The 16,876-nt window shown below is 55.5% G+C and carries 20 protein-coding genes; 5 read left to right on the top strand and 15 right to left on the bottom strand.

Annotated features, from left to right (window positions below):
* The 6 genes from Q8O80_RS05230 to Q8O80_RS05205 all read right to left on the bottom strand — a co-directional run.
* Window positions 1-199: hypothetical protein (locus Q8O80_RS05230; RefSeq protein WP_305577661.1), on the bottom strand; the 199-nt coding region annotated here is incomplete at its 3' end.
* A gap of 8 nt (window positions 200-207) precedes the next feature.
* Complete coding sequence (locus tag Q8O80_RS05225; protein WP_305577659.1) at window positions 208-645, bottom strand: hypothetical protein; 438 nt, start codon at window positions 643-645, stop codon at window positions 208-210.
* Window positions 646-911: 266 nt separating this feature from the next.
* On the bottom strand, window positions 912-1,223 hold the full coding sequence (locus Q8O80_RS05220; protein ID WP_305577657.1) for a hypothetical protein: 312 nt from the start codon (window positions 1,221-1,223) through the stop codon (window positions 912-914).
* A gap of 200 nt (window positions 1,224-1,423) precedes the next feature.
* Window positions 1,424-2,473, bottom strand: a complete 1,050-nt coding sequence (locus Q8O80_RS05215; RefSeq protein ID WP_305577655.1) for an endonuclease — start codon at window positions 2,471-2,473, stop codon at window positions 1,424-1,426.
* Window positions 2,474-2,567: 94 nt separating this feature from the next.
* Entirely contained in the window at window positions 2,568-4,073 is a 1,506-nt protein-coding gene (locus tag Q8O80_RS05210; protein ID WP_305577653.1) for a hypothetical protein, read from the bottom strand.
* Window positions 4,074-4,077: 4 nt separating this feature from the next.
* On the bottom strand, window positions 4,078-4,509 hold the full coding sequence (locus tag Q8O80_RS05205) for a hypothetical protein (RefSeq protein WP_305577651.1): 432 nt from the start codon (window positions 4,507-4,509) through the stop codon (window positions 4,078-4,080).
* A 173-nt stretch (window positions 4,510-4,682) separates the two neighbouring features.
* Here Q8O80_RS05205 and Q8O80_RS05200 point away from each other — a divergent pair, with 173 nt between their 5' ends.
* Complete coding sequence (locus tag Q8O80_RS05200) at window positions 4,683-5,003, top strand: hypothetical protein (protein WP_305577649.1); 321 nt, start codon at window positions 4,683-4,685, stop codon at window positions 5,001-5,003.
* 51 nt (window positions 5,004-5,054) lie between these two features.
* Here Q8O80_RS05200 and Q8O80_RS05195 read toward each other — a convergent pair whose 3' ends face one another.
* The 3 genes from Q8O80_RS05195 to Q8O80_RS05185 form a co-directional block, all read right to left on the bottom strand.
* On the bottom strand, window positions 5,055-5,408 hold the full coding sequence (locus tag Q8O80_RS05195) for a hypothetical protein (RefSeq protein WP_305577647.1): 354 nt from the start codon (window positions 5,406-5,408) through the stop codon (window positions 5,055-5,057).
* Between the two features lie 594 nt (window positions 5,409-6,002).
* A complete protein-coding gene (locus Q8O80_RS05190) occupies window positions 6,003-6,311 on the bottom strand; it encodes a hypothetical protein (protein WP_305577645.1) in 309 nt (102 codons plus the stop codon).
* A gap of 9 nt (window positions 6,312-6,320) precedes the next feature.
* Complete coding sequence (locus Q8O80_RS05185; protein WP_305577643.1) at window positions 6,321-6,539, bottom strand: hypothetical protein; 219 nt, start codon at window positions 6,537-6,539, stop codon at window positions 6,321-6,323.
* Window positions 6,540-6,694: 155 nt separating this feature from the next.
* Here Q8O80_RS05185 and Q8O80_RS05180 point away from each other — a divergent pair, with 155 nt between their 5' ends.
* A complete protein-coding gene (locus Q8O80_RS05180; RefSeq protein WP_305577641.1) occupies window positions 6,695-7,528 on the top strand; it encodes a hypothetical protein in 834 nt (277 codons plus the stop codon).
* Here the strand turns inward: Q8O80_RS05180 and Q8O80_RS05175 are convergent.
* The 3 genes from Q8O80_RS05175 to Q8O80_RS05165 all read right to left on the bottom strand — a co-directional run bounded on the left by Q8O80_RS05175 (window position 7,525) and on the right by Q8O80_RS05165 (window position 11,014).
* Window positions 7,525-8,559 carry a nucleotidyl transferase AbiEii/AbiGii toxin family protein gene (locus Q8O80_RS05175; RefSeq protein ID WP_305577639.1) on the bottom strand — a complete coding sequence of 345 codons (1,035 nt, stop codon included), beginning with the start codon at window positions 8,557-8,559 and terminating at the stop codon, window positions 7,525-7,527. The two genes, Q8O80_RS05180 and Q8O80_RS05175, sit on opposite strands and share 4 nt — an antisense overlap.
* Complete coding sequence (locus tag Q8O80_RS05170; protein WP_305577637.1) at window positions 8,508-9,155, bottom strand: DUF6088 family protein; 648 nt, start codon at window positions 9,153-9,155, stop codon at window positions 8,508-8,510. The genes Q8O80_RS05175 and Q8O80_RS05170 overlap by 52 nt, the downstream gene beginning before the upstream one ends.
* Before the next feature lie 158 nt (window positions 9,156-9,313).
* Window positions 9,314-11,014 carry a DUF4942 domain-containing protein gene (locus Q8O80_RS05165; RefSeq protein ID WP_305577635.1) on the bottom strand — a complete coding sequence of 567 codons (1,701 nt, stop codon included), beginning with the start codon at window positions 11,012-11,014 and terminating at the stop codon, window positions 9,314-9,316.
* Between the two features lie 298 nt (window positions 11,015-11,312).
* On the opposite strand from Q8O80_RS05165, the gene Q8O80_RS05160 reads away from it, so the two are divergent.
* Complete coding sequence (locus Q8O80_RS05160) at window positions 11,313-12,176, top strand: hypothetical protein (RefSeq protein ID WP_305577633.1); 864 nt, start codon at window positions 11,313-11,315, stop codon at window positions 12,174-12,176.
* A gap of 391 nt (window positions 12,177-12,567) precedes the next feature.
* On the opposite strand, the gene Q8O80_RS05155 is transcribed toward Q8O80_RS05160, so the two are convergent.
* Window positions 12,568-13,137, bottom strand: a complete 570-nt coding sequence (locus tag Q8O80_RS05155; RefSeq protein ID WP_305577631.1) for a hypothetical protein — start codon at window positions 13,135-13,137, stop codon at window positions 12,568-12,570.
* A gap of 66 nt (window positions 13,138-13,203) precedes the next feature.
* Window positions 13,204-14,244 (bottom strand): recombinase RecA, encoded by a 1,041-nt coding sequence (recA, locus tag Q8O80_RS05150; protein ID WP_305577629.1) that lies wholly within the window; start codon window positions 14,242-14,244, stop codon window positions 13,204-13,206.
* Window positions 14,245-14,419: 175 nt separating this feature from the next.
* Between recA and Q8O80_RS05145 the strand changes: the two genes are divergently transcribed.
* Window positions 14,420-15,112 (top strand): ERCC4 domain-containing protein, encoded by a 693-nt coding sequence (locus Q8O80_RS05145; RefSeq protein ID WP_305577627.1) that lies wholly within the window; start codon window positions 14,420-14,422, stop codon window positions 15,110-15,112.
* 71 nt (window positions 15,113-15,183) lie between these two features.
* A complete protein-coding gene (locus Q8O80_RS05140) occupies window positions 15,184-15,834 on the top strand; it encodes a Crp/Fnr family transcriptional regulator (protein WP_305577625.1) in 651 nt (216 codons plus the stop codon).
* A 118-nt stretch (window positions 15,835-15,952) separates the two neighbouring features.
* On the opposite strand, the gene Q8O80_RS05135 is transcribed toward Q8O80_RS05140, so the two are convergent.
* The coding region (locus Q8O80_RS05135) for a hypothetical protein (protein WP_305577623.1) at window positions 15,953-16,876 on the bottom strand (924 nt) is incomplete at its 5' end.

The following is a 16,876-nucleotide window of genomic DNA, read 5'->3' as shown; positions in this document are numbered from 1 at the left end:
TGTGAACATCCATCAGCATCAGATCAGGATGAGGCTCACGCTTTAGACTAGAGTGGAATTCTGAGGGTGTCCCATAAACCTCCACCTCATCGAAGTAGTTCTTTGCAACCTGAGTTGCTAGGTACGAGTCGGTTCGAGAGTCATCGAGGATAATTACTTTCATCAATTCACCAAAAAGCAGGCTTTTAGCCTGCTCCATAGGGGTTATTAGTAGGGCGAGTATTTCGCTTCGATTATGCGCTGCTCGCGGATATGTTGCTCATAGGAGAGCTTCTTGTCTTCCATCTGCTGGTCAATCGCCCGGAGGGCTTTGCGCTTTTCACGCTCAACAAACTCTTGAGTAGCGTAATAGTTTCGATTCTTTGCACTTTGCGCCGAATCGTATGGCATCCAAAGTGGGCCGAGAAACGGATACAGGGGCAGGGTAGTTACCGCTAGGATAGGGTGGCCACTATAAAAGTAGCCCGCCATAGGGAATATTCCCAGTACAGCCGCAGTACCAACACTTTTTTCCTCAACCTTGAGTCCTTTTTTATCGAAGGCGTCCAGCTCACGCTTTTGGCCTTCACTCAGGTGAGTGGTGCAACCAGAAGCCAGGATCATGGCGCCGACCAGGGCGAGGAAGGGGAGTTTGATGCGCATCATTTCGAGCTGCCTTATTGGTGGTGATGCAATAGGTATAACGGCCACAAATCTCGACTAACAGCTTGGTGCCTGAGCCAACTCAATTTCCCAATCACCAGCATGGGAAACCACGAAGGAGGGCGCAGAGCCAGTCATTACGCAACAGATTTAGGCTTGCACACGTTATCCAGCTTTAGCCGATGATTCATTCCAACTCGTTGCATTTACCTTAGTCACCCACGGCGAATCGCTAATTCACAATTCAATAGGCGAAATACGCAATAAAATCAATCAGATACGGCAGCGCCAGCGAATAACGGAACTGATTGCTCGACCTGGAACCATTCCCCCTTCGGCTCGTAAATACGGAAGTCGAAGCACTCAACGTCAGTAGGCATCCGTGAGAAAGAGGGCGCTGACTGGTGAGGGTCGAAAACGGCTATGTCGAATTCTGGATGCCTGAATGCAACAGCCCAGTGCCAACGCCCCTTGGCTCCCCGCCAGTCATCCCGCACCTTAATAACAGCCAATCCCTGGAGTTCAGCCCAGCCGCGCCAGCGACGCGAGTCGGTGATCAGGCCAGCGCTGGAAATCGCCATCCGCATTTCGCCGCTACTCGTCGAGTAAGCCGGCTTGCAGCCTCTGCGTACACCCAGGCCAAGCGAATTGAAGCGTACTCTCGCAGCCTCGTAGGTAGTGCCAGTCACCATCGCCAAGCATGCCACCCCGCAACCGTAGGTGTCAGCTTGAACGATCTTGCGTATCCCGCAGCGAGACTGCCAATCACTGCTCGCAATCATCAGGAGCAGTTCCCCGCTTTGCGGAACCCCGCAGCCAGCGCTTCCTGCTCGGTACTGAACTGGACGCGGTTCTTGGTGCTGACCTGACTGTAACTGGGGCAGCCCTGCGGGAGGTGGTAGACCCCGCTGCGCTTGTTGCCGAAAACAGGTCCGTCCTGCCGAGCTGCTACCTGGACCTGTCGTGCCGGAGCATCGGGCTGCCTTGCCGGAACAGCTCTTGACGTTGCAGCTTGGCCGAAGCCTTGCGGCTTGTACCCAGGAACCCACTTACGCTCGCCAGTTACGAACGGGTTGTGGTGGCCCATTGCATAAGCGATACGCCTGTCACGCTCGCGCTCCCAGGCCGAGACTGGGTAGGTTCGATCCCATGCCATAAGGACTTTCTGCTGCTTATCCCTGAGGCGGATGTTGTATCGATCCGCGAAGTAAAACGTTACCCGCGCCGCCTGACCCTTGACCTCATTACGAGGCTCCACAACCCGGAACGTGGTGGCCACCTTTGTGCTGCACGAACCCAAAGGCTCAGTCGGCCCGCTGGCCATGCCGTAAGGGATTGCAGAGCGAAGCGCATTGGCCGACCCCACACTCGGAACCAAATTGTGCATATCTGATTCCATCAGGTTGAACACCGGATCAGTACGCTGGCAGTTCTGGCGCCCACCATTGCGCCAACACTGCCGCTGCTGTCCGACTGCCGAGATTGGAACAACGTGTTCCCATTCGAGGCGGGCCGCTCGATCAACGTGCTTGTTGGTCTGAAACCCACAACCGGCAAGGTCCATCTTGCCCCCAGACTGTCCAACCCACCGCCATTTGCAGCCGCAGTAGAAGTCGCCGGCTTGAGAGAGGTTCTGGTCTTGGTAGACATGCTGCCGTAGCAGTCGCTTAGCCTCTGAGAAGTTGTCCGGCGCCGCACCCGCTGGCACCGCCGCGACCGCTAATGCAAGGGCCGCTGCCGTGAGCAGTGGGCGCTTCAACCGTTCAACAAGGCCGTGCATAAACCCGCCGCTTACCTGCCATTTCCGTCCATGGGTTTTGAGCTTCTGCACCTGATCTTTCCTCACGCTGATACTGTTCACAGCAAGGTAACGTCTGGTGCAAGTAGCGTCGCCTCTACCCAGTGCAGTTGCTCATGCTCATCGCCTAGCCCGCAAGCAACTGCCGTCTGGTGTGGAACAGGATCAGGAACACCCCGAGGGTGAGCCAAGATACCGAGAACAGGCCGATGATCAGGTTGAACGTCAGTTTGAGGTCGAGAGTCGTATCCGAGAACGCTTGGGGCGACGTGAAGACACGTATCACGCCATCCTTGAAGGCGTAGACCCGCAGGAACTCTGGCCTGTTGATGTAGAGCACCGGATTCCTTGATAGAGCCTTATCGACCCAGAGCCTGGATGGGACCTCGTAGGTCTGCGCTAACGATTGCTCCAGCAGCACCAGCAAGGACGGCGGCAGCTTCGCAGCTTTCAGGTCGTGGCCGCTTGTGGCTGTCTGGCAGCTCTCTACGTGGCATCCCTCTCCACTGATTGAAGCGGCCAGCTTGTCGATGGTTCCATCCGGCAACGGGGACACCACAAAGCGAGGCTCAGTACCTGACCGCCGCCCAGCGGCAAAGAACGCTGGCTCGATGAATCCGTCCCCATTGAAGTCGTAGACGTGGAGCCACGCATGGATGAACGTTTCGGATTCAAGCAGTGTGTCGATGATAGAGCGCGAGAACGGGTGAAGCTGATCGAAAGCTTCGCTGCCGGACTCAAAGCAAAGAGGGCCTTGGCCACGGCATCCAGGCCCGCCAAAAGCGGATTCCATCAAGGGGGCTAGCCACTCCAGGGGGAGTAGGGCTTCAGCTAATGCGGCACCTTGCCCTGTGGCCGTCGCGAGCCCCAACCAATGGTCGTAGCCTTCACCTCGACGAACCCAGGCGTGGGTAGCCAGCGCCTCAGAGAAGATCGCGTTGTGGGCAATTGGGAGCTGCGGATCGAACAGATGGTCGTCAGCCCAGTCGAGTTCGCCAAGGCGTATGTACTGGCAGTCAAAATCCATGGCCCGGCAAGTGTCAGCCGGGTCATCCAGGCCTACGAGACTGCGTAGGTTATCCGCATAGACCCGCTCGACCGGCTTGTAGGTGACATTGACGATGGAAAGGTGGAAGCCCAGCGTCGATACGATACTGCCCGCCAGCATTGTGGTCGCGAATATCCTGGTGGTTGTCCGCAGGTGTTTGCGGCAACAGAAATAGATGCCCGTCGCAAGCACCATCAGCTGGACCGGAACCACGAACAGCTGAGCGTTCAGCTCATGCAGGTTGACCCGGAACGTCCGTGAATACCATTCCGAGAAGTCGTAAACGTCGAGCCCAAGCTGGAGGGCTAGCGTGATGAGTGGTATCGCGAGCAGGAGCTTGAAGTTGATCTTACGAACGAACAGGTGCGCCACTGCAAAGACCACGAAAGCTCGCAACAAGTAGTCCCTGTACTCGAACGTCAGTGACTTCAAAGACGTGCCCGATACAAGGTGCGGCAGAGCCCCAACCAACAGCAGGTATGCACTCCACAGCAGTGCCAACAGGAACAGCGCCCAAGTCCTTTTCAGTAGCCATTCTCTTGCTACGCCGGCCCCGTTCCCTCGAAATATGCTTATGGCTTCCATGAGTCTATTCGTCCTCATCGGCGAACGATTCGTCGGGCTCACCATAAAGGGCGTTCCAGGCTTCCTGCACAGCCTCACCAGCCGCGTCGTATATCTCGGCCTCGGTCACTTTATGGAAGCCGGCAGTGACGATGAGGGCTCTTGCATCCTGGGCGGAAAGGCGACGGCACGTCCGCTCTACATCCTCATAAACCCGTGCTTCCCATTGCTCGAAGATTTGGCTGTAGGGGACGGATTGCTCGATCTGCTTCAACACGCTGCTGGCAGGTACGTACCGCCCATCAAGCCAGATGGGGACAATCCCGGCTCGACCTATAAGTTCCGGTGAGTCCTGGTGGAACAGGTCATTGAGCATGAAATCGCAGCTGAGGCGAAGCGCTTCCGCTTGCTCTGCAAGCCAAATCCGATCATCGGGCGTGAGTTCTGGGCGCAGCATGAATCTCTCCGGTTGGGCAACTCTGGAGAGGATATGCGGGCCAGGGAGGGCAGCGCCTTCGCACCCGCTGCACTTCCTATCAACACCAGCAGGTCAGGTTGCGCTTGAGAGAATGCCGGCCATAATCGAGCAAGCAGGCGTAATTCCACGCCTGTTGTTATGGAGGTATCACCATGAGTTCGGTGATTGATGAAGCCTCCAGCAAGATCGACGATCTGCTGGAAAAAGTATCCGGCCCAACTGGCCGGTTCGGACACACAGGCCAACGAGCGTATGCCATGCGTAAAGCTGGCGTTTCAGAAGCGGTGACGGCTGCGCAGCTGACCGCAACCAGCAAGCACGGTCACAAGTACACCGCAGACTTCGCCGAACAGTTGTGCAACCTTTTCGAGGACTGCCTTTCGGGTACGCCAATTCCGAAGCCGGTAGCCAAAGCCCTGATCAAAGACCAGCGCAGCGTTGAAAGACAGAATGGTGATCTGCTTCCGGCTTGAATGGTTATGGCATGCGGTTTCGCATGCCATAACTCGCACAGCGAAGCATCATCAGGCTCTTTCCCAAACAGGCTCAGCTTTTGGGTATTTCTTAAAGAGCGAGTTAAGAACCTTTTCAAAAGTTGCGCCTTCGAGAGCCAACTGGCACTCACGCGGAGCCAATGAAGCTCGACTAGCAGAATGACAAACGCCTGACTGCGGATGCCCAAGATTCTTAGCAATTACGCGAGCAACGAATCGGGACTTAGTTTCAGCCCTGGATTCAGCTGCCTCCCGCCTGAAAATAGACACTAACAGCTCTACAGATGATGAAGTACCTTCCCAGAGGGTCAGCTCTTGAACAAGCCGACCTTGGAAAACATATTGCCTTCCATCATCGGTGAAAATCGACACCATTTGAACCATGAACAGCCTCTCCGAATGTTATCTAGCTGGACTACATCATAACGGCTAAATGTCCGCTCTCGCATTTCGCCTATTATAAAACTAATAGGTGTTGTGGAGCCTGTGCTTGCCAGGAATGTGACTCCTGACATTAAAAGAGACAAACCCTGATGAAAAAGATACTGCAAAATCAATGATGTGAAAGTCGCCTCATCCTGGGGGCCTTCACTGCCCATCGATATACAGTCAAAAAAGTGGACTCCTGTAGCAATTTTGACTGTTTAAAAAAAATAAAAACAAGACTATGGCCGTACATTGAAGCCTCTAAATCTCAACAAAATAAATAAACGCTAAAAGCGCTGACAAGACCAGGGCGCGGTAAAGAAAACTAAATATCTTCGGCTTCTGCTGAGGGCCACTCCATGCGTTTTCCGCGTAGTAAATATGGCAGCGTTTGCACTTGAAGTTCTCCGACGCAAAGTCAGAGGTCGTGTCTCGACCCTGGCTCTCAGGAGCATGACCGAACCAAACACACCACTTGTTATTATCCAATGATGGCCTCATGTTCGGCTTTACCTCACAACTTCGGGTTTATTGACTCGACTAGAGCCGGACTCACACCGGCTTGACTAGAGGCGATACAGACTCTACCACCATGTTTACCTGATTACCGTCTGAAACAAGACTCACCATATCACCACAAATTAAGTTTTCGTGTGAAATCTCCAGCGAGAACATTCTACCTACTCGTATTGCTCGCACCCTCGAAAATGAGGAAGCAGCAACAGCGATAGTTAAAGATGAATCTCCGACAGCATGCAATGTAACAACAAGGTTACGCTTACCGTCATCACGCTCACTTTCAAGCAATGGATCAGCCGGAACCGTAATAAGCCTAAGATCATGATGTAATCGCAACTGCATTTAGAACCTCTATTTCGTTACCGCAGCGTAGTGCCCGGCATCGTTTTTCACGGCGAAACCCAGGTTCACCAGCTTCTGGCATAGCGGTGAGCCAAAAGAACTGTGACGCCCCTCCTTCCCGAGCTGATTCCCAACCTCGCGACCAACTTCGGTTGGCGAGACGAATACCGGGCACTTGCCCTCCAGGTATTTGAGCGCGAGGTGCTGAGATTGGGTGAGTTGTGCCACTGCTAATTCCTCCCTTGAGTACCGCATAGGATAACGGCGAGCCGGCGCTTCACAAGCAGGCCGGGCGCGTTAAGTGAATCGCCCTGCCCCCGGCCTTCTCGCTCGGAGAGTAACTGCACTGATCTGACGTGAAGCCGGCACCGCGAACTCGCAGAATGGGGTTTGACAGCACAGCATCGCCGATGGCCCAACACAGCCGGCGCATTCGCGCCTGCGGCTATCGAAATCGACCTACTCAACGGGTGCCGGGAAGGATGAACCACCACACTGTTGCCCTGGCCATGTGCCGGATCACAGAAGAATTGCTCTGGACGCCCAGGAAGGCTTGGGCTGCGAAGCACAACCCCAAAGCGCGCTTGACGATTCGAGTCGGTAGCGGAAAGAAAACCTACCTCTCCCACTCCCGCGACGTGGCAACAAACGCGCACATGACGTTGACCTACGGCATCAAGATGGTCGCGAGCAAGTCCGATCCGAACCACATCTGCAAATGGCTAACTTCGCGGGAGGTACATGAGCGCAAGTATTTCAACGGCCAGATCAACTTGCTGAATGTCCTTGCCCACACCATGGCCCACGAATTCGGGCACTTTGTGCAGGTCATCCTAGGGAGGCGCTATGACGGATCAGTACACAACGAGGAATTCTATGTGATTCTGGACCGAATTCACGCCAGCGGCGAAGGCGACAGGATCAGGGAGGCATTGCACAACAACTGTCTGCTGCACGGCATTGATCTAAGCAGGATCAGCGCCAGCCAGGAAGGCCTCAACTTGCTGGCAGGCAAGCTTCCTAGCGGTGAAAAGCCGCTTGGCATGCGTGAAATCTATCGACACCAGCAGCTCTGGTTCCGCGATCCGAAAATGCACTCCGTAGGACCAGTTCGGGTGAAAGAGAAGCGCCGAACCAAGATCATTGTCGAGACAGTCGCGGAACCGAAACGGCGATGGGAGGGCTACCCTGCCGGCTTCACCACCACGCAACCCTAGCCCACTGCCTTCCTGTTCAATGCCAGCTGGTTCACATGCTCTTGGAGTGCGGCGAGGTCGTCCATGATGCTACCCAACGGATAGACATGCCCGTTCAGCATGCCTGAGCGCTCCATAGCGTAGTAGTCGCTCTCCAGTCGGTCGAAGTTCTCGCCATCGGGGATTAGGTTCAGCTCGCCAGATACACACCTGCCGTAGTGTGCTGTTCCGCTGTTGTAGAAAACGGACTTGAGCGCTATCACGTCATCGAGCAGTCCGAGGTCATTCTTGGCGTCAGCACCCACTTCATGGTTGAGCAGCCTGGATAGATCGTACCAGTGGCGCGAGATTCGATCTTTGCCTTCGGCAATTGGCTTGTTGCACTGCGCGTGAATCAGCGTGACCTTCTCCCAGAAAGTCCTTGCCGGCGAGAGCACCACTACCTGCTCTGCCTTTGGGAAGCTGACCCCCTCGAACATGCCGGCAATATCTGGCTGGATGGAGTGGACCGCATTCGGATCGATAATGTTTCTTCCGCCGAACTCCACCAGCACATGATCACGTAGATAGCCCTTGGCGTCGGCTGCCATGGCTGGGTAGTGGACGTGGATAGACTCGCCGTCATCACTAACGGACAGCTGGCACTCCGAAGCACAACCGTAGCTTTGAAGCTGGACTTTCAGATAAGGCAATACTGCATCGCGGGTGTAGCGCCCCACTTCTGCGATAAGAGCTTCGCTTACCTTGCGACGCTGCCCACCGGAGAGCTTTAGAAGCTCAGGAATGCTTTGCTTGCAGCCCAGCCCCCTGAAATCCACTGTAATGTCCACGTCCTCGGAGAAGCGCTCTATCACGCCATGAACCTTCGATAGGCTGGTCCCGCCCTTGAACGCCATGGCCTTTCTGCCGGGCATGGCGAACAGGAGCTGGAGAACCAGCGTCAGCCAAATGTCCTTTTCGATGACGCTGGGCGAACGACCAGTCTCGCTGAAAGCCTCGTCTAGGATTTCACGCTGACCAGCTTGGGGGAGTTCGAAGTACGACTTTGGCACGCAATTTCCTTAGCGGAACCGACCAACGCCGTCCGCATCCACTCAGGCATTTTGCAGGCCATGAGCTTGTTGAATTCCTCAACGCTGAGCGAGCTGGCGATCTTTTCTACCGCCTGCTCAGTCAGCCCTTCTTTCCTAAGATACAGCAGCGCAGTCAGGGCCACGCCAACCTGGGTCCCGGCTTGCTGGAGTCGCTGCCGAGACGCATGACGCAGCCGCACCACCGCATTACCAATCTTTATTTCACGCGTCGATCCGCTGGTGTAGTAAGTCGGCAAAACCTGCATCTGGGTACTGAGCCCAAGGCGGCGGACAGCTTCCGCGCCATGAATCTGGATAGTCTCCCCTCTGGCTTTTGCGACTACTTCCATGACGGCAATAGGGCTGGGGCGTACCTTCTTCCCTGTGTACTCACTCTGCTTGGGGCGCATGTACACACCGCGAGCAACGCGCTCCAGGGACCCGCTGATCACCATCCGAGACAGCGCCTTGTCTACCGACGCACGGGAACCAGCCTGCGCGAAGACCGCGCCGGCAAAGGGCTTCCCTTTGGGCATGTGCTTGATGCGCTTCGAGATAGACTCTACGACTGACATGGCTGACTCCTATCACGTCAGAATAATCGTGGATAGTTTCTGACAAGTGAACTGACTATAAGCCTTGTCACTGCTGATTTCCAGCGCTCAAACCGATTACAGCGAGTGGGCACCAGTTTTCAGACGAATGCCCCAAAGCATCGCCGAGGCGCGCACTATCACGCGGCTGCGTGATAGTGCGCCTTCCCAGCCTCAATTCCATTTTCTTCGAAGGCGCACACCTTCACCCACTTCGCGAACACAACCGAAATTGAGGCATCTTTGAAGCGGTTCTTCATGGGCGCCGAATAGACCAGTTTGCCGCCTTCGAGGGCCGGGAGTTTGGTGATAGCACCTTCGGGCAGAATCGCACCGATCACCCCGCCTCCCCTGACAAACTTACGTGCATGCTCCAAGTGATCCTGCCATGCACGGCCAGCGAATGGCGGATTCATCAGTACGGCATCTGCCAAACCGTGAAGGTCATTAGGCATTAGGGTCAGGAAGTCCGCGTGCTTAACCTCAAACCCCATCTTGTCGAGCGCCAGCGCACGCAGCCGGTCTACCTCAACACAGTAGGTTTGTAGGGGCATGTGCTTAGCAATGCCGCCTGTGCCCGCCGAGGTTTCGTAGCAAATAGCCTGCTGGTCCACCCCCACCCACTCTACGAACTCTTGGGCCAAGTCTGCCGGTGTGCTGAAATACTGGTGCGACAGCTTGTCAGGGACTTCTCCAGTGCTTACAAGCACGCTCACAACTTCCATGGGTGGGTAGTCGAACAGATGAACATTACCCTCGCGCAAGCCACCAATCTGAGCCAGCACCTCATCGACCATGCCCTTCACCGCCCCGCTCAACCGCTCATTCACGCTCGGGGCTCCGTTGGGCCTAAGCATCCACAGGCCATCCTCGCGCTGCTCCTGGATGACGTAATGCAGATAGCTGCGGACTTGCCGAGGAATTGCGCACTTCACCAGCTGGGTAGAGCCAAAACCAGAACTGCGACGGGCCTTTTTAAGGGTAGCCTCGTCAGGGAGGGAATTCGGGCGTATGTATGCCAGCGCGATGTTGAGCCGATTGGCAACCTCGGGATGAATGTCCACATGGAGCGTGCCCTTCTTGAAGGCACGAATTTGCAGTGCGCCGTCTAGCGCCTCCACCCACTCACCACAATGCTCGTTCCGAGCATCACGCAGCACGCCGTAGCCGCTAAAAAATGGGTCTTCGGCGCCAGTCATAACAACCGAGCACAGGTTAATCAGATCGCAGAAAACACGATCCTTTGAAGTTGGCGTGCCGTGATCCGAGTACATCCAGTCAAGGATCATTCGCTCATAGAAACCGGACCCCACATTCGTCTTATGGGAGGGTGAAAGGCCATCCCATACAGCCTCAACCCGCATAGAAAAGAAATTTGCCCGGTGGGCTTCCACCATGGACAGGCAGCGGTACACGGTTGCGCGGTCAAAGCTGGGTATCCCTGCCCCGCCCTTTAGGCGCCAAGCCGTGAATGACTCCTTCCACTGCTCCCAGAGCTTGGTTGGCAGAATGTTCGTGAAGCTACACATGTCGAACAGTTGGAACCAAAAGTGCTCCTGGCGGGCGTTAATGGCACGCGGCAGATCGAACATTTCGATAAGGTCCATTGCCCAGAAACGCCCCTTCGCCTTGCTGTCGTGATACACCTCTGCTCCGTAGGCAAAGCTCATCAGTGCCGCACGGTTCTCATTCCCCATCAGCTCGGTATGCAGGCGACGCATTTCACGCTCACCGCGCTCATACTGATGCAGCAAGTCATCTACCGCTGGGGTAGTTAGGCTTGGCAGGAAGTCACGGTAGTTGGCTGGGATGGCGGATATGGGCAGGTTGAAATCAAGCATTCTGGGCAGCTCCATTAAGTTCTAGAGCTATGTTCTAACGCCCATCGCCGTGTCATCGCCGAAACGGGGTGGCAACGCAAAAGCCCCCAAACCCCAGCCCAAGAATCGAGGGTTGATAGCACTGTGCAAAACACCGGGGCGCAGTGAATCAAATCCGCGCATCTTGCGCTCGCCCACGCAGCACCAGCACACGCCCCTAGCTGCTTTTACCCTGCAACATCGAGATTCGACATTGGGTTGAGGGGAGTTTGATCCCTGGTCCCGTTACCCTTGAATGGTCGCCATTTGAGGAAACACCGTGGAACTGTCGCCTGAACTACATGCTTGGTCTGAAAAGCTGCGTGCTGCCTCCCTTGCCTTGAGCATCGCGCAGCAGAGAGTGCGAGCGGATAAGGAAGCACGGAAGCACTCATTCTGGGCTCGTTTCGCCGATCTACTGCTCCAGTCTAAGGCCGAGAAGACTGAGGAACTGGCCGCAGCGGAACTTGCCTATGTGCAGGCTCAAGCGAAGACGTTCGCCGGCCAGTGGGTCGTTAGCACGGCCAAAACCGCGCTTGCCGGCTGTGAGGCGGACCATGCGCGATATTTGGCCCAACGGGAGCGCGTGGCAACGGCCACTAAGCGCTACAACCAGACCGACAAATGGCACGGGCTCGCCCAGGACGCCCACAACCATCTGCTTAGGGCTGCTGACGATTGCAGCTCAGCGTCCACAACCGAAATGATCGACCTCATTTCCTCGAACAAGGCCGTATCAGTCATATCGAGCTTTAACACTTCATCTGCTGCGGACTCAGTTCGCAGGGCAACACGGTCGTTACAGGCGCTTTCAGAAGCGCTGCCAAAACGCGCCAGCGCGGAGAGCTTTGCTGAGCCAGACGACTTGCTCGACCTCCTTGTGGACCTTGCCATAGCTCCTGCATTCGATATTTTCTCCTGGATCAACATGGGCAAACTGGATGACGCCGCCGATCAATGCAGGAAGGCTGCTGAGAAAGTTGAGGCAACACTGAGCAAGCTGAACGCATCCGTATCGAGAACTGCGGAACAGCGCGAGGCTGAGCAACAACAGCTTAGGCAGATCGCAGCGCCCTACATCCAGGCAGCAGCGAAACAGGTCCCATCGAGCTTTGGCGTACAGGTGCCGGCATCGATAGAGTGACGGGCTGCTAATGCACGGGCCGCGCACCGGAAATGAAAAAGCCCCGCTTTTGACAGCGGGGCTTTTTGTTGGGCGTGCTTCCCGGCTCAGAGAGTCATTTGCCGTATTCCCCAGTCGCACGGAGTCGAATTAAGACGCCGGCAACGATGCTCCTTCACGCTTGCCGGTCATGACTTCCGCTTCCTACTGGGCAGCTTCGATGTTTGGAAATAGCCGGTAGACCGGCCCCAAGTCTTATGCCCGCAGTACGGGCAATCGATTGACTCTCGCTCTGGCTTATGAGGTTGGCCACCGCTGATTTCCTGAACATCGAACGATTTTCCGCAGTTTTCACATGTCTGAATACCCATCATGGGACCTCGCATTGTTGAACTAAGAGTAGCGCACTCCCCTACCCCTCAAGGCTTCCAAGGGACTGCCAGCGGCTGTTGGGCACGCACCATGGTAGCGCCGGCTGGTCACGTACCAACTCGGCACCAATCGTGTCGATGCGATAGGTCTGGAGTCGGTCGAAGTATCGCCACTCGCCTTCAAGATCGAACGTCACCAGAATCACCAGTAACGGCTTTGGTACGCCCGCCCACTCAGCAACGATCTTCGCCAAATTATCATCGAGGTATTTGGTCTGGCTGTAGCCGATATAGACGCAAAACTCACAGGCGTATGCAGCACCAGCAAGCTTCGTTATCTCGCGAACATTATCCTGCCGTGGCTCGTCCCACTCCCACTCCAGCTTCGCCCAGACGGACCTGTCCGCGAACTGCAACTCGGCGTCAGTCCGGCCTCCAGACTCGAAGCAAGAAAAGAGCCCGGATATGCTCGCCACCTGCCGCACAGTAGATGCGATGTGAGTCGTCCAGTCAGCCCGTTTGGCGAACTCAATACTGCCCAGCACGACTGGGAAGTCCCTGTACCAGAGCATGTTGAACAGTGTCGTGAAGTCGTTAATCCTGGCTTCCAATTGGCGTCCCTCGCATGAATTTTCGGCACTCGCAAAAAGGCCCCTAAGTTAGGGGCCTTTGAGCATTCACGCCACTTCTGCTGCTGGCGTTTCTTCACTTTCCTTGGGCAGGCGGGCCAGCCCACCGAACAGCTTCTCACGCAGCTTGGTATCCAGCACCTTGGCATCATCCAGGTGCTGCGAGAAATACGCTGCCGCATTCTTCACGCCTTGCCCGATCTTTTCGCCGTTATAGCTGTACCAAGCGCCCGCCTTCTCAACAAGGCCGTGCTCCACCCCAAGCTCCACCAGCTCGCTAGCCCAATCTATTCCCTGCGAGAATACGTTAATAAATTCTGCAACGCGGAACGGCGGTGCCACCTTGTTTTTTACGACCTTGACCTTGGCTCGCCGGCCAATGGCTACGTCACCATCCTTAATTGTTTCGGTCCCACGAATGTCAAGGCGGATCGTGCTGTAGAACTTGAGCGCATTGCCACCTGTGGTTGTTTCTGGGGACCCGAACATTACGCCTATCTTCATACGAATCTGGTTGATGAAGATCACCAGACAGTTTGAATTGCTGATGTTGCCGGTCAGCTTACGCAGGGCCTGACTGAGAAGTCTCGCTTGAAGCCCAACGTGATTCGCACCCATGTCCCCCTCAATTTCCGCCTTTGGCACAAGCGCTGCAACGGAGTCGATGACGATCACGTCAACTGCGTTAGAACGAACCAGCATGTCAGTGATTTCCATCGCCTGTTCCCCCGTATCGGGCTGCGAAACCAGCAAGTCATCGACATTTACACCCAGCTTGCCGGCGTAGTCAGGGTCAAGAGCGTGCTCTGCATCGACGAATGCACAGGTATGGCCGAGCTGCTGAGCTTGGGCGATAACCTCCAGCGTCAGAGTGGTCTTCCCGCTGGATTCTGGACCGTAGATTTCCACGATCCGGCCTCGCGGTAGCCCGCCAATACCCAGAGCTGCATCGAGCGCAAGGGAGCCTGTTGGCACTACCTCAATCCTCACTGGCGGGGCATCCCCCATGCGCTGAACCGCACCCTTGCCGAATTGCTTTTCGATCTGAGCCAGCGCAGATGCCAGTGCTTTCTTTTTCTGTTCGTCCATTTTCGTGTTCCTCACGGCTTGTTGAATTTCTGAGGACAACGATAACGGCGCTGCGCGTGTGTCTCCGCCCATGAAGAAAAACTCGTCAAGGCGAATGATGGGAACTGACAAGACTTCGGTAGAGCAGCACATCCAATCGTTATATTCATGACGGATTGAATAACCGGAGACACACATGTCCGAAGAACAGATAGTCACGATCTTGGCCGACTCGCAGGCTCAGGGTCCTGTGCTCCAACGCCTAAACCAGTTAGGCGCACACATCCGCATAGGCGACTTGGAAACAGGCACGCATGTCATCAGCGGTGAAACCGTAGTCCTGCACATGACAGCCGCTGAGTTTGTCGAAAGCATCATTGATGGCTGGTTGTTCCATCGGGCCGGAAAAATGAGCCTGAATTTCACCCGCTCTATCTTCATGATCGAGGGCGACGCGTATTCAACCAGGGCGGCTATATCCCGCGAAGCGATTGACGGTGCCATCGCCTTCTTGGTCGGCGTACAGGGCGCTTCTGTGCTTTATGTCCGAAACCCCACCGCAACAGCTGACCTGCTGTACCGCTTGGCAAAGCAAGCGCAAAAGGACAGGTCCTACGGCATGGCTTTCCAGCGAGCCAAGGTCAACCCCGGAAAAGAGCAGGCCTTGTTCACTATCGAGAGCGTTTTTGGCATAGGGCCGGCTACCGCAGCCAAAGCTCTGGAGCATTTTGGGTCGGTATACGCCTTTATCACTGCGACCACTGAGCAGCTGACCGAAATCCCTGGAATTGGTCATAAGAAGGCTGAGCGGATACACGGCAGCATTCGCTGGAAACAAACGGCTGGTGAAGATCACGCCTACAGCCCTACCCCGAGCCATAGCGAGTAACCGCATCGTATTGAGTTGATCAGGATCGTCCTACAGCTACGATGGAGTTCCCTTACAAGCAATGTCAGGCCATGCACGAACACACAACCTTCGGCATCGATTCTCACATCGGCAGAAGCGTCACACTCCTTAGAGGTGCTGATGTTGCGGGGGAACTGCATCAGGCGCGTGATGAATTCATATTGATCGAAGATGGCGCCTTCCTCCTGTACGCCACCAACGGCGAAGGGGCGCGCTACTTCCTATCAATCATGGGCGAAGGGCATGTGTTCACACCTCCGAGTATGGCGCACATGCTGAACGGCACCCAACGCTTCGGCGTCGAAGTGATGCGTGACGTGAAGTTGAAGGTACTCACCCGCGACCAGTGGAACGCGCTTATTCTAGAGCGCACCGACCTTTACAATCGCGTGCTCGAAAAAGAGTCCCTGCTACTCCAGATCGTCCATTTCCATCTGTCGCAGCACGCGCAGCGTTCGAGCTTAGACAAAACCCGGTTTGCCCTATGCACATACGCCAAGGGTATCGGCAAACCGAACCCATGTGGCAGCAGGACGATCAAAGTCAGCCGCTCAGAGCTGGCGTCATGGATTGGGGTTTCGAGCGACCGTATCTGCCGGCTGATTCGAGAGCTTCACCACGCTGGCGAGGTAGAGCTGATAGGCCGCAGTATCAAGGTCAACAGCAGCCTTATCAGAAGCTTGTACCCTGCCAACAACTGAGTTTTCCGCAATGCCCCATCTACCACGAAAGTAGATTAATCAGGAAGCTAGCTGCTGCTCATGCACAGGCGGCAAAGGCACCGTACTAATCCCACTAATGAGCTAGGCAGCTAGGCGGTCAGCGCCGGTCAATGAAGCTACCAGACACCCCGGTAATCCGATTCGATGCTTTGAGCCGGTGGGGCGCCTCAGAGCCTTCTTTCGAAAGCAACCAGTAGCAGTTTTTCCGGGCGCGTGTGATCGAAATGTGTGCCAGCCGGTACAGCTCGTTCTGTTGGATCACGTCGAACGGAGACTGGTCGTCTGTATCCACGGTCTTGGCAGCGCGAAACACTTGGTTCTTGGCCCATGTTGAGCTGGCTGCCAGAAAATCACCCAGGATGATCACAACGGTGGCCTCAAGCCCCTTAGACCGCTGAGCGGCGCGAACCCGCACTTGCCTGCTTTCTGGGTTGTCTGCTTTGTCACGATCCACTACCACGTTGACCACCGCTTCGAGCTGGCGGTAATCGTCAGGGTTTGCTGCGAGGATCAAAATGCTCTCCCCAGCGGCATAGTGCATGTCAAACAGCCTCATGAAAGTGGCCGGCGACAGGTCGTAAACCTCCACCGGATTCACGTCCTCATTTGCGGCACTTGCCGGGGCCAGAGTGCTCACCGCAGGAATACCGAGGATGAGTGAGTGAGCAGAGAAAATGATGCCTTGCTGCGAGCGGAAGTTGAGGCCAAGTAGGTTCAGGACATAGCCTTTCGATGGGAAGTGCTTTCGGAAATCTGTGAGGTATCGCGGCGTTGCGCCTTGAGTACCGTGGGCCGTCTGGAAATCATCGCCGCAGGCAAAGACCGACATGACGGCATTATCAGCACCCTCTACGTCTATTCGATAGCGGTTTTCAGCCATCGCTGCCTTGATGAACTCCCCCGTGAAAATCGTAATATCTTGCAGCTCGTCAGTCAGGATGTTTCGCAGTCCTCTGAGCGCTTCTGTTGGCACTGCCTTGAGGTTGTTATGGCCTTGGTCGCCGAATGTGAGAAACAGCCT

It is taken from the genome of Devosia sp. (genome assembly GCF_030689745.1).
Lineage (GTDB): Bacteria > Pseudomonadota > Alphaproteobacteria > Rhizobiales > Devosiaceae > Devosia > Devosia alba.
Note: the sequence above shows the minus strand (reverse complement) of the source record. Positions and strands in the feature narration are given on the sequence as shown.

Bases quoted from the DNA above. Each gene is read 5' to 3' on its own strand.
- Q8O80_RS05225 (WP_305577659.1), bottom strand. From the start codon at position 645: ATGATGCGCATCAAACTCCCCTTCCTCGCCCTGGTCGGCGCCATGATC.
- Q8O80_RS05180 (WP_305577641.1), top strand. From the start codon at position 6,695: ATGGGGTTTGACAGCACAGCATCGCCGATGGCCCAACACAGCCGGCGC.
- Q8O80_RS05170 (WP_305577637.1), bottom strand. From the start codon at position 9,155: ATGTCAGTCGTAGAGTCTATCTCGAAGCGCATCAAGCACATGCCCAAA.
- Q8O80_RS05210 (WP_305577653.1), bottom strand. From the start codon at position 4,073: ATGGAAGCCATAAGCATATTTCGAGGGAACGGGGCCGGCGTAGCAAGA.
- Q8O80_RS05140 (WP_305577625.1), top strand. From the start codon at position 15,184: ATGCACGAACACACAACCTTCGGCATCGATTCTCACATCGGCAGAAGC.
- Q8O80_RS05220 (WP_305577657.1), bottom strand. From the start codon at position 1,223: ATGGCGATTTCCAGCGCTGGCCTGATCACCGACTCGCGTCGCTGGCGC.
- Q8O80_RS05145 (WP_305577627.1), top strand. From the start codon at position 14,420: ATGTCCGAAGAACAGATAGTCACGATCTTGGCCGACTCGCAGGCTCAG.
- Q8O80_RS05195 (WP_305577647.1), bottom strand. From the start codon at position 5,408: ATGGTTCAAATGGTGTCGATTTTCACCGATGATGGAAGGCAATATGTT.
- Q8O80_RS05165 (WP_305577635.1), bottom strand. From the start codon at position 11,014: ATGCTTGATTTCAACCTGCCCATATCCGCCATCCCAGCCAACTACCGT.
- Q8O80_RS05200 (WP_305577649.1), top strand. From the start codon at position 4,683: ATGAGTTCGGTGATTGATGAAGCCTCCAGCAAGATCGACGATCTGCTG.
- recA (WP_305577629.1), bottom strand. From the start codon at position 14,244: ATGGACGAACAGAAAAAGAAAGCACTGGCATCTGCGCTGGCTCAGATC.
- Q8O80_RS05205 (WP_305577651.1), bottom strand. From the start codon at position 4,509: ATGCTGCGCCCAGAACTCACGCCCGATGATCGGATTTGGCTTGCAGAG.
- Q8O80_RS05190 (WP_305577645.1), bottom strand. From the start codon at position 6,311: ATGCAGTTGCGATTACATCATGATCTTAGGCTTATTACGGTTCCGGCT.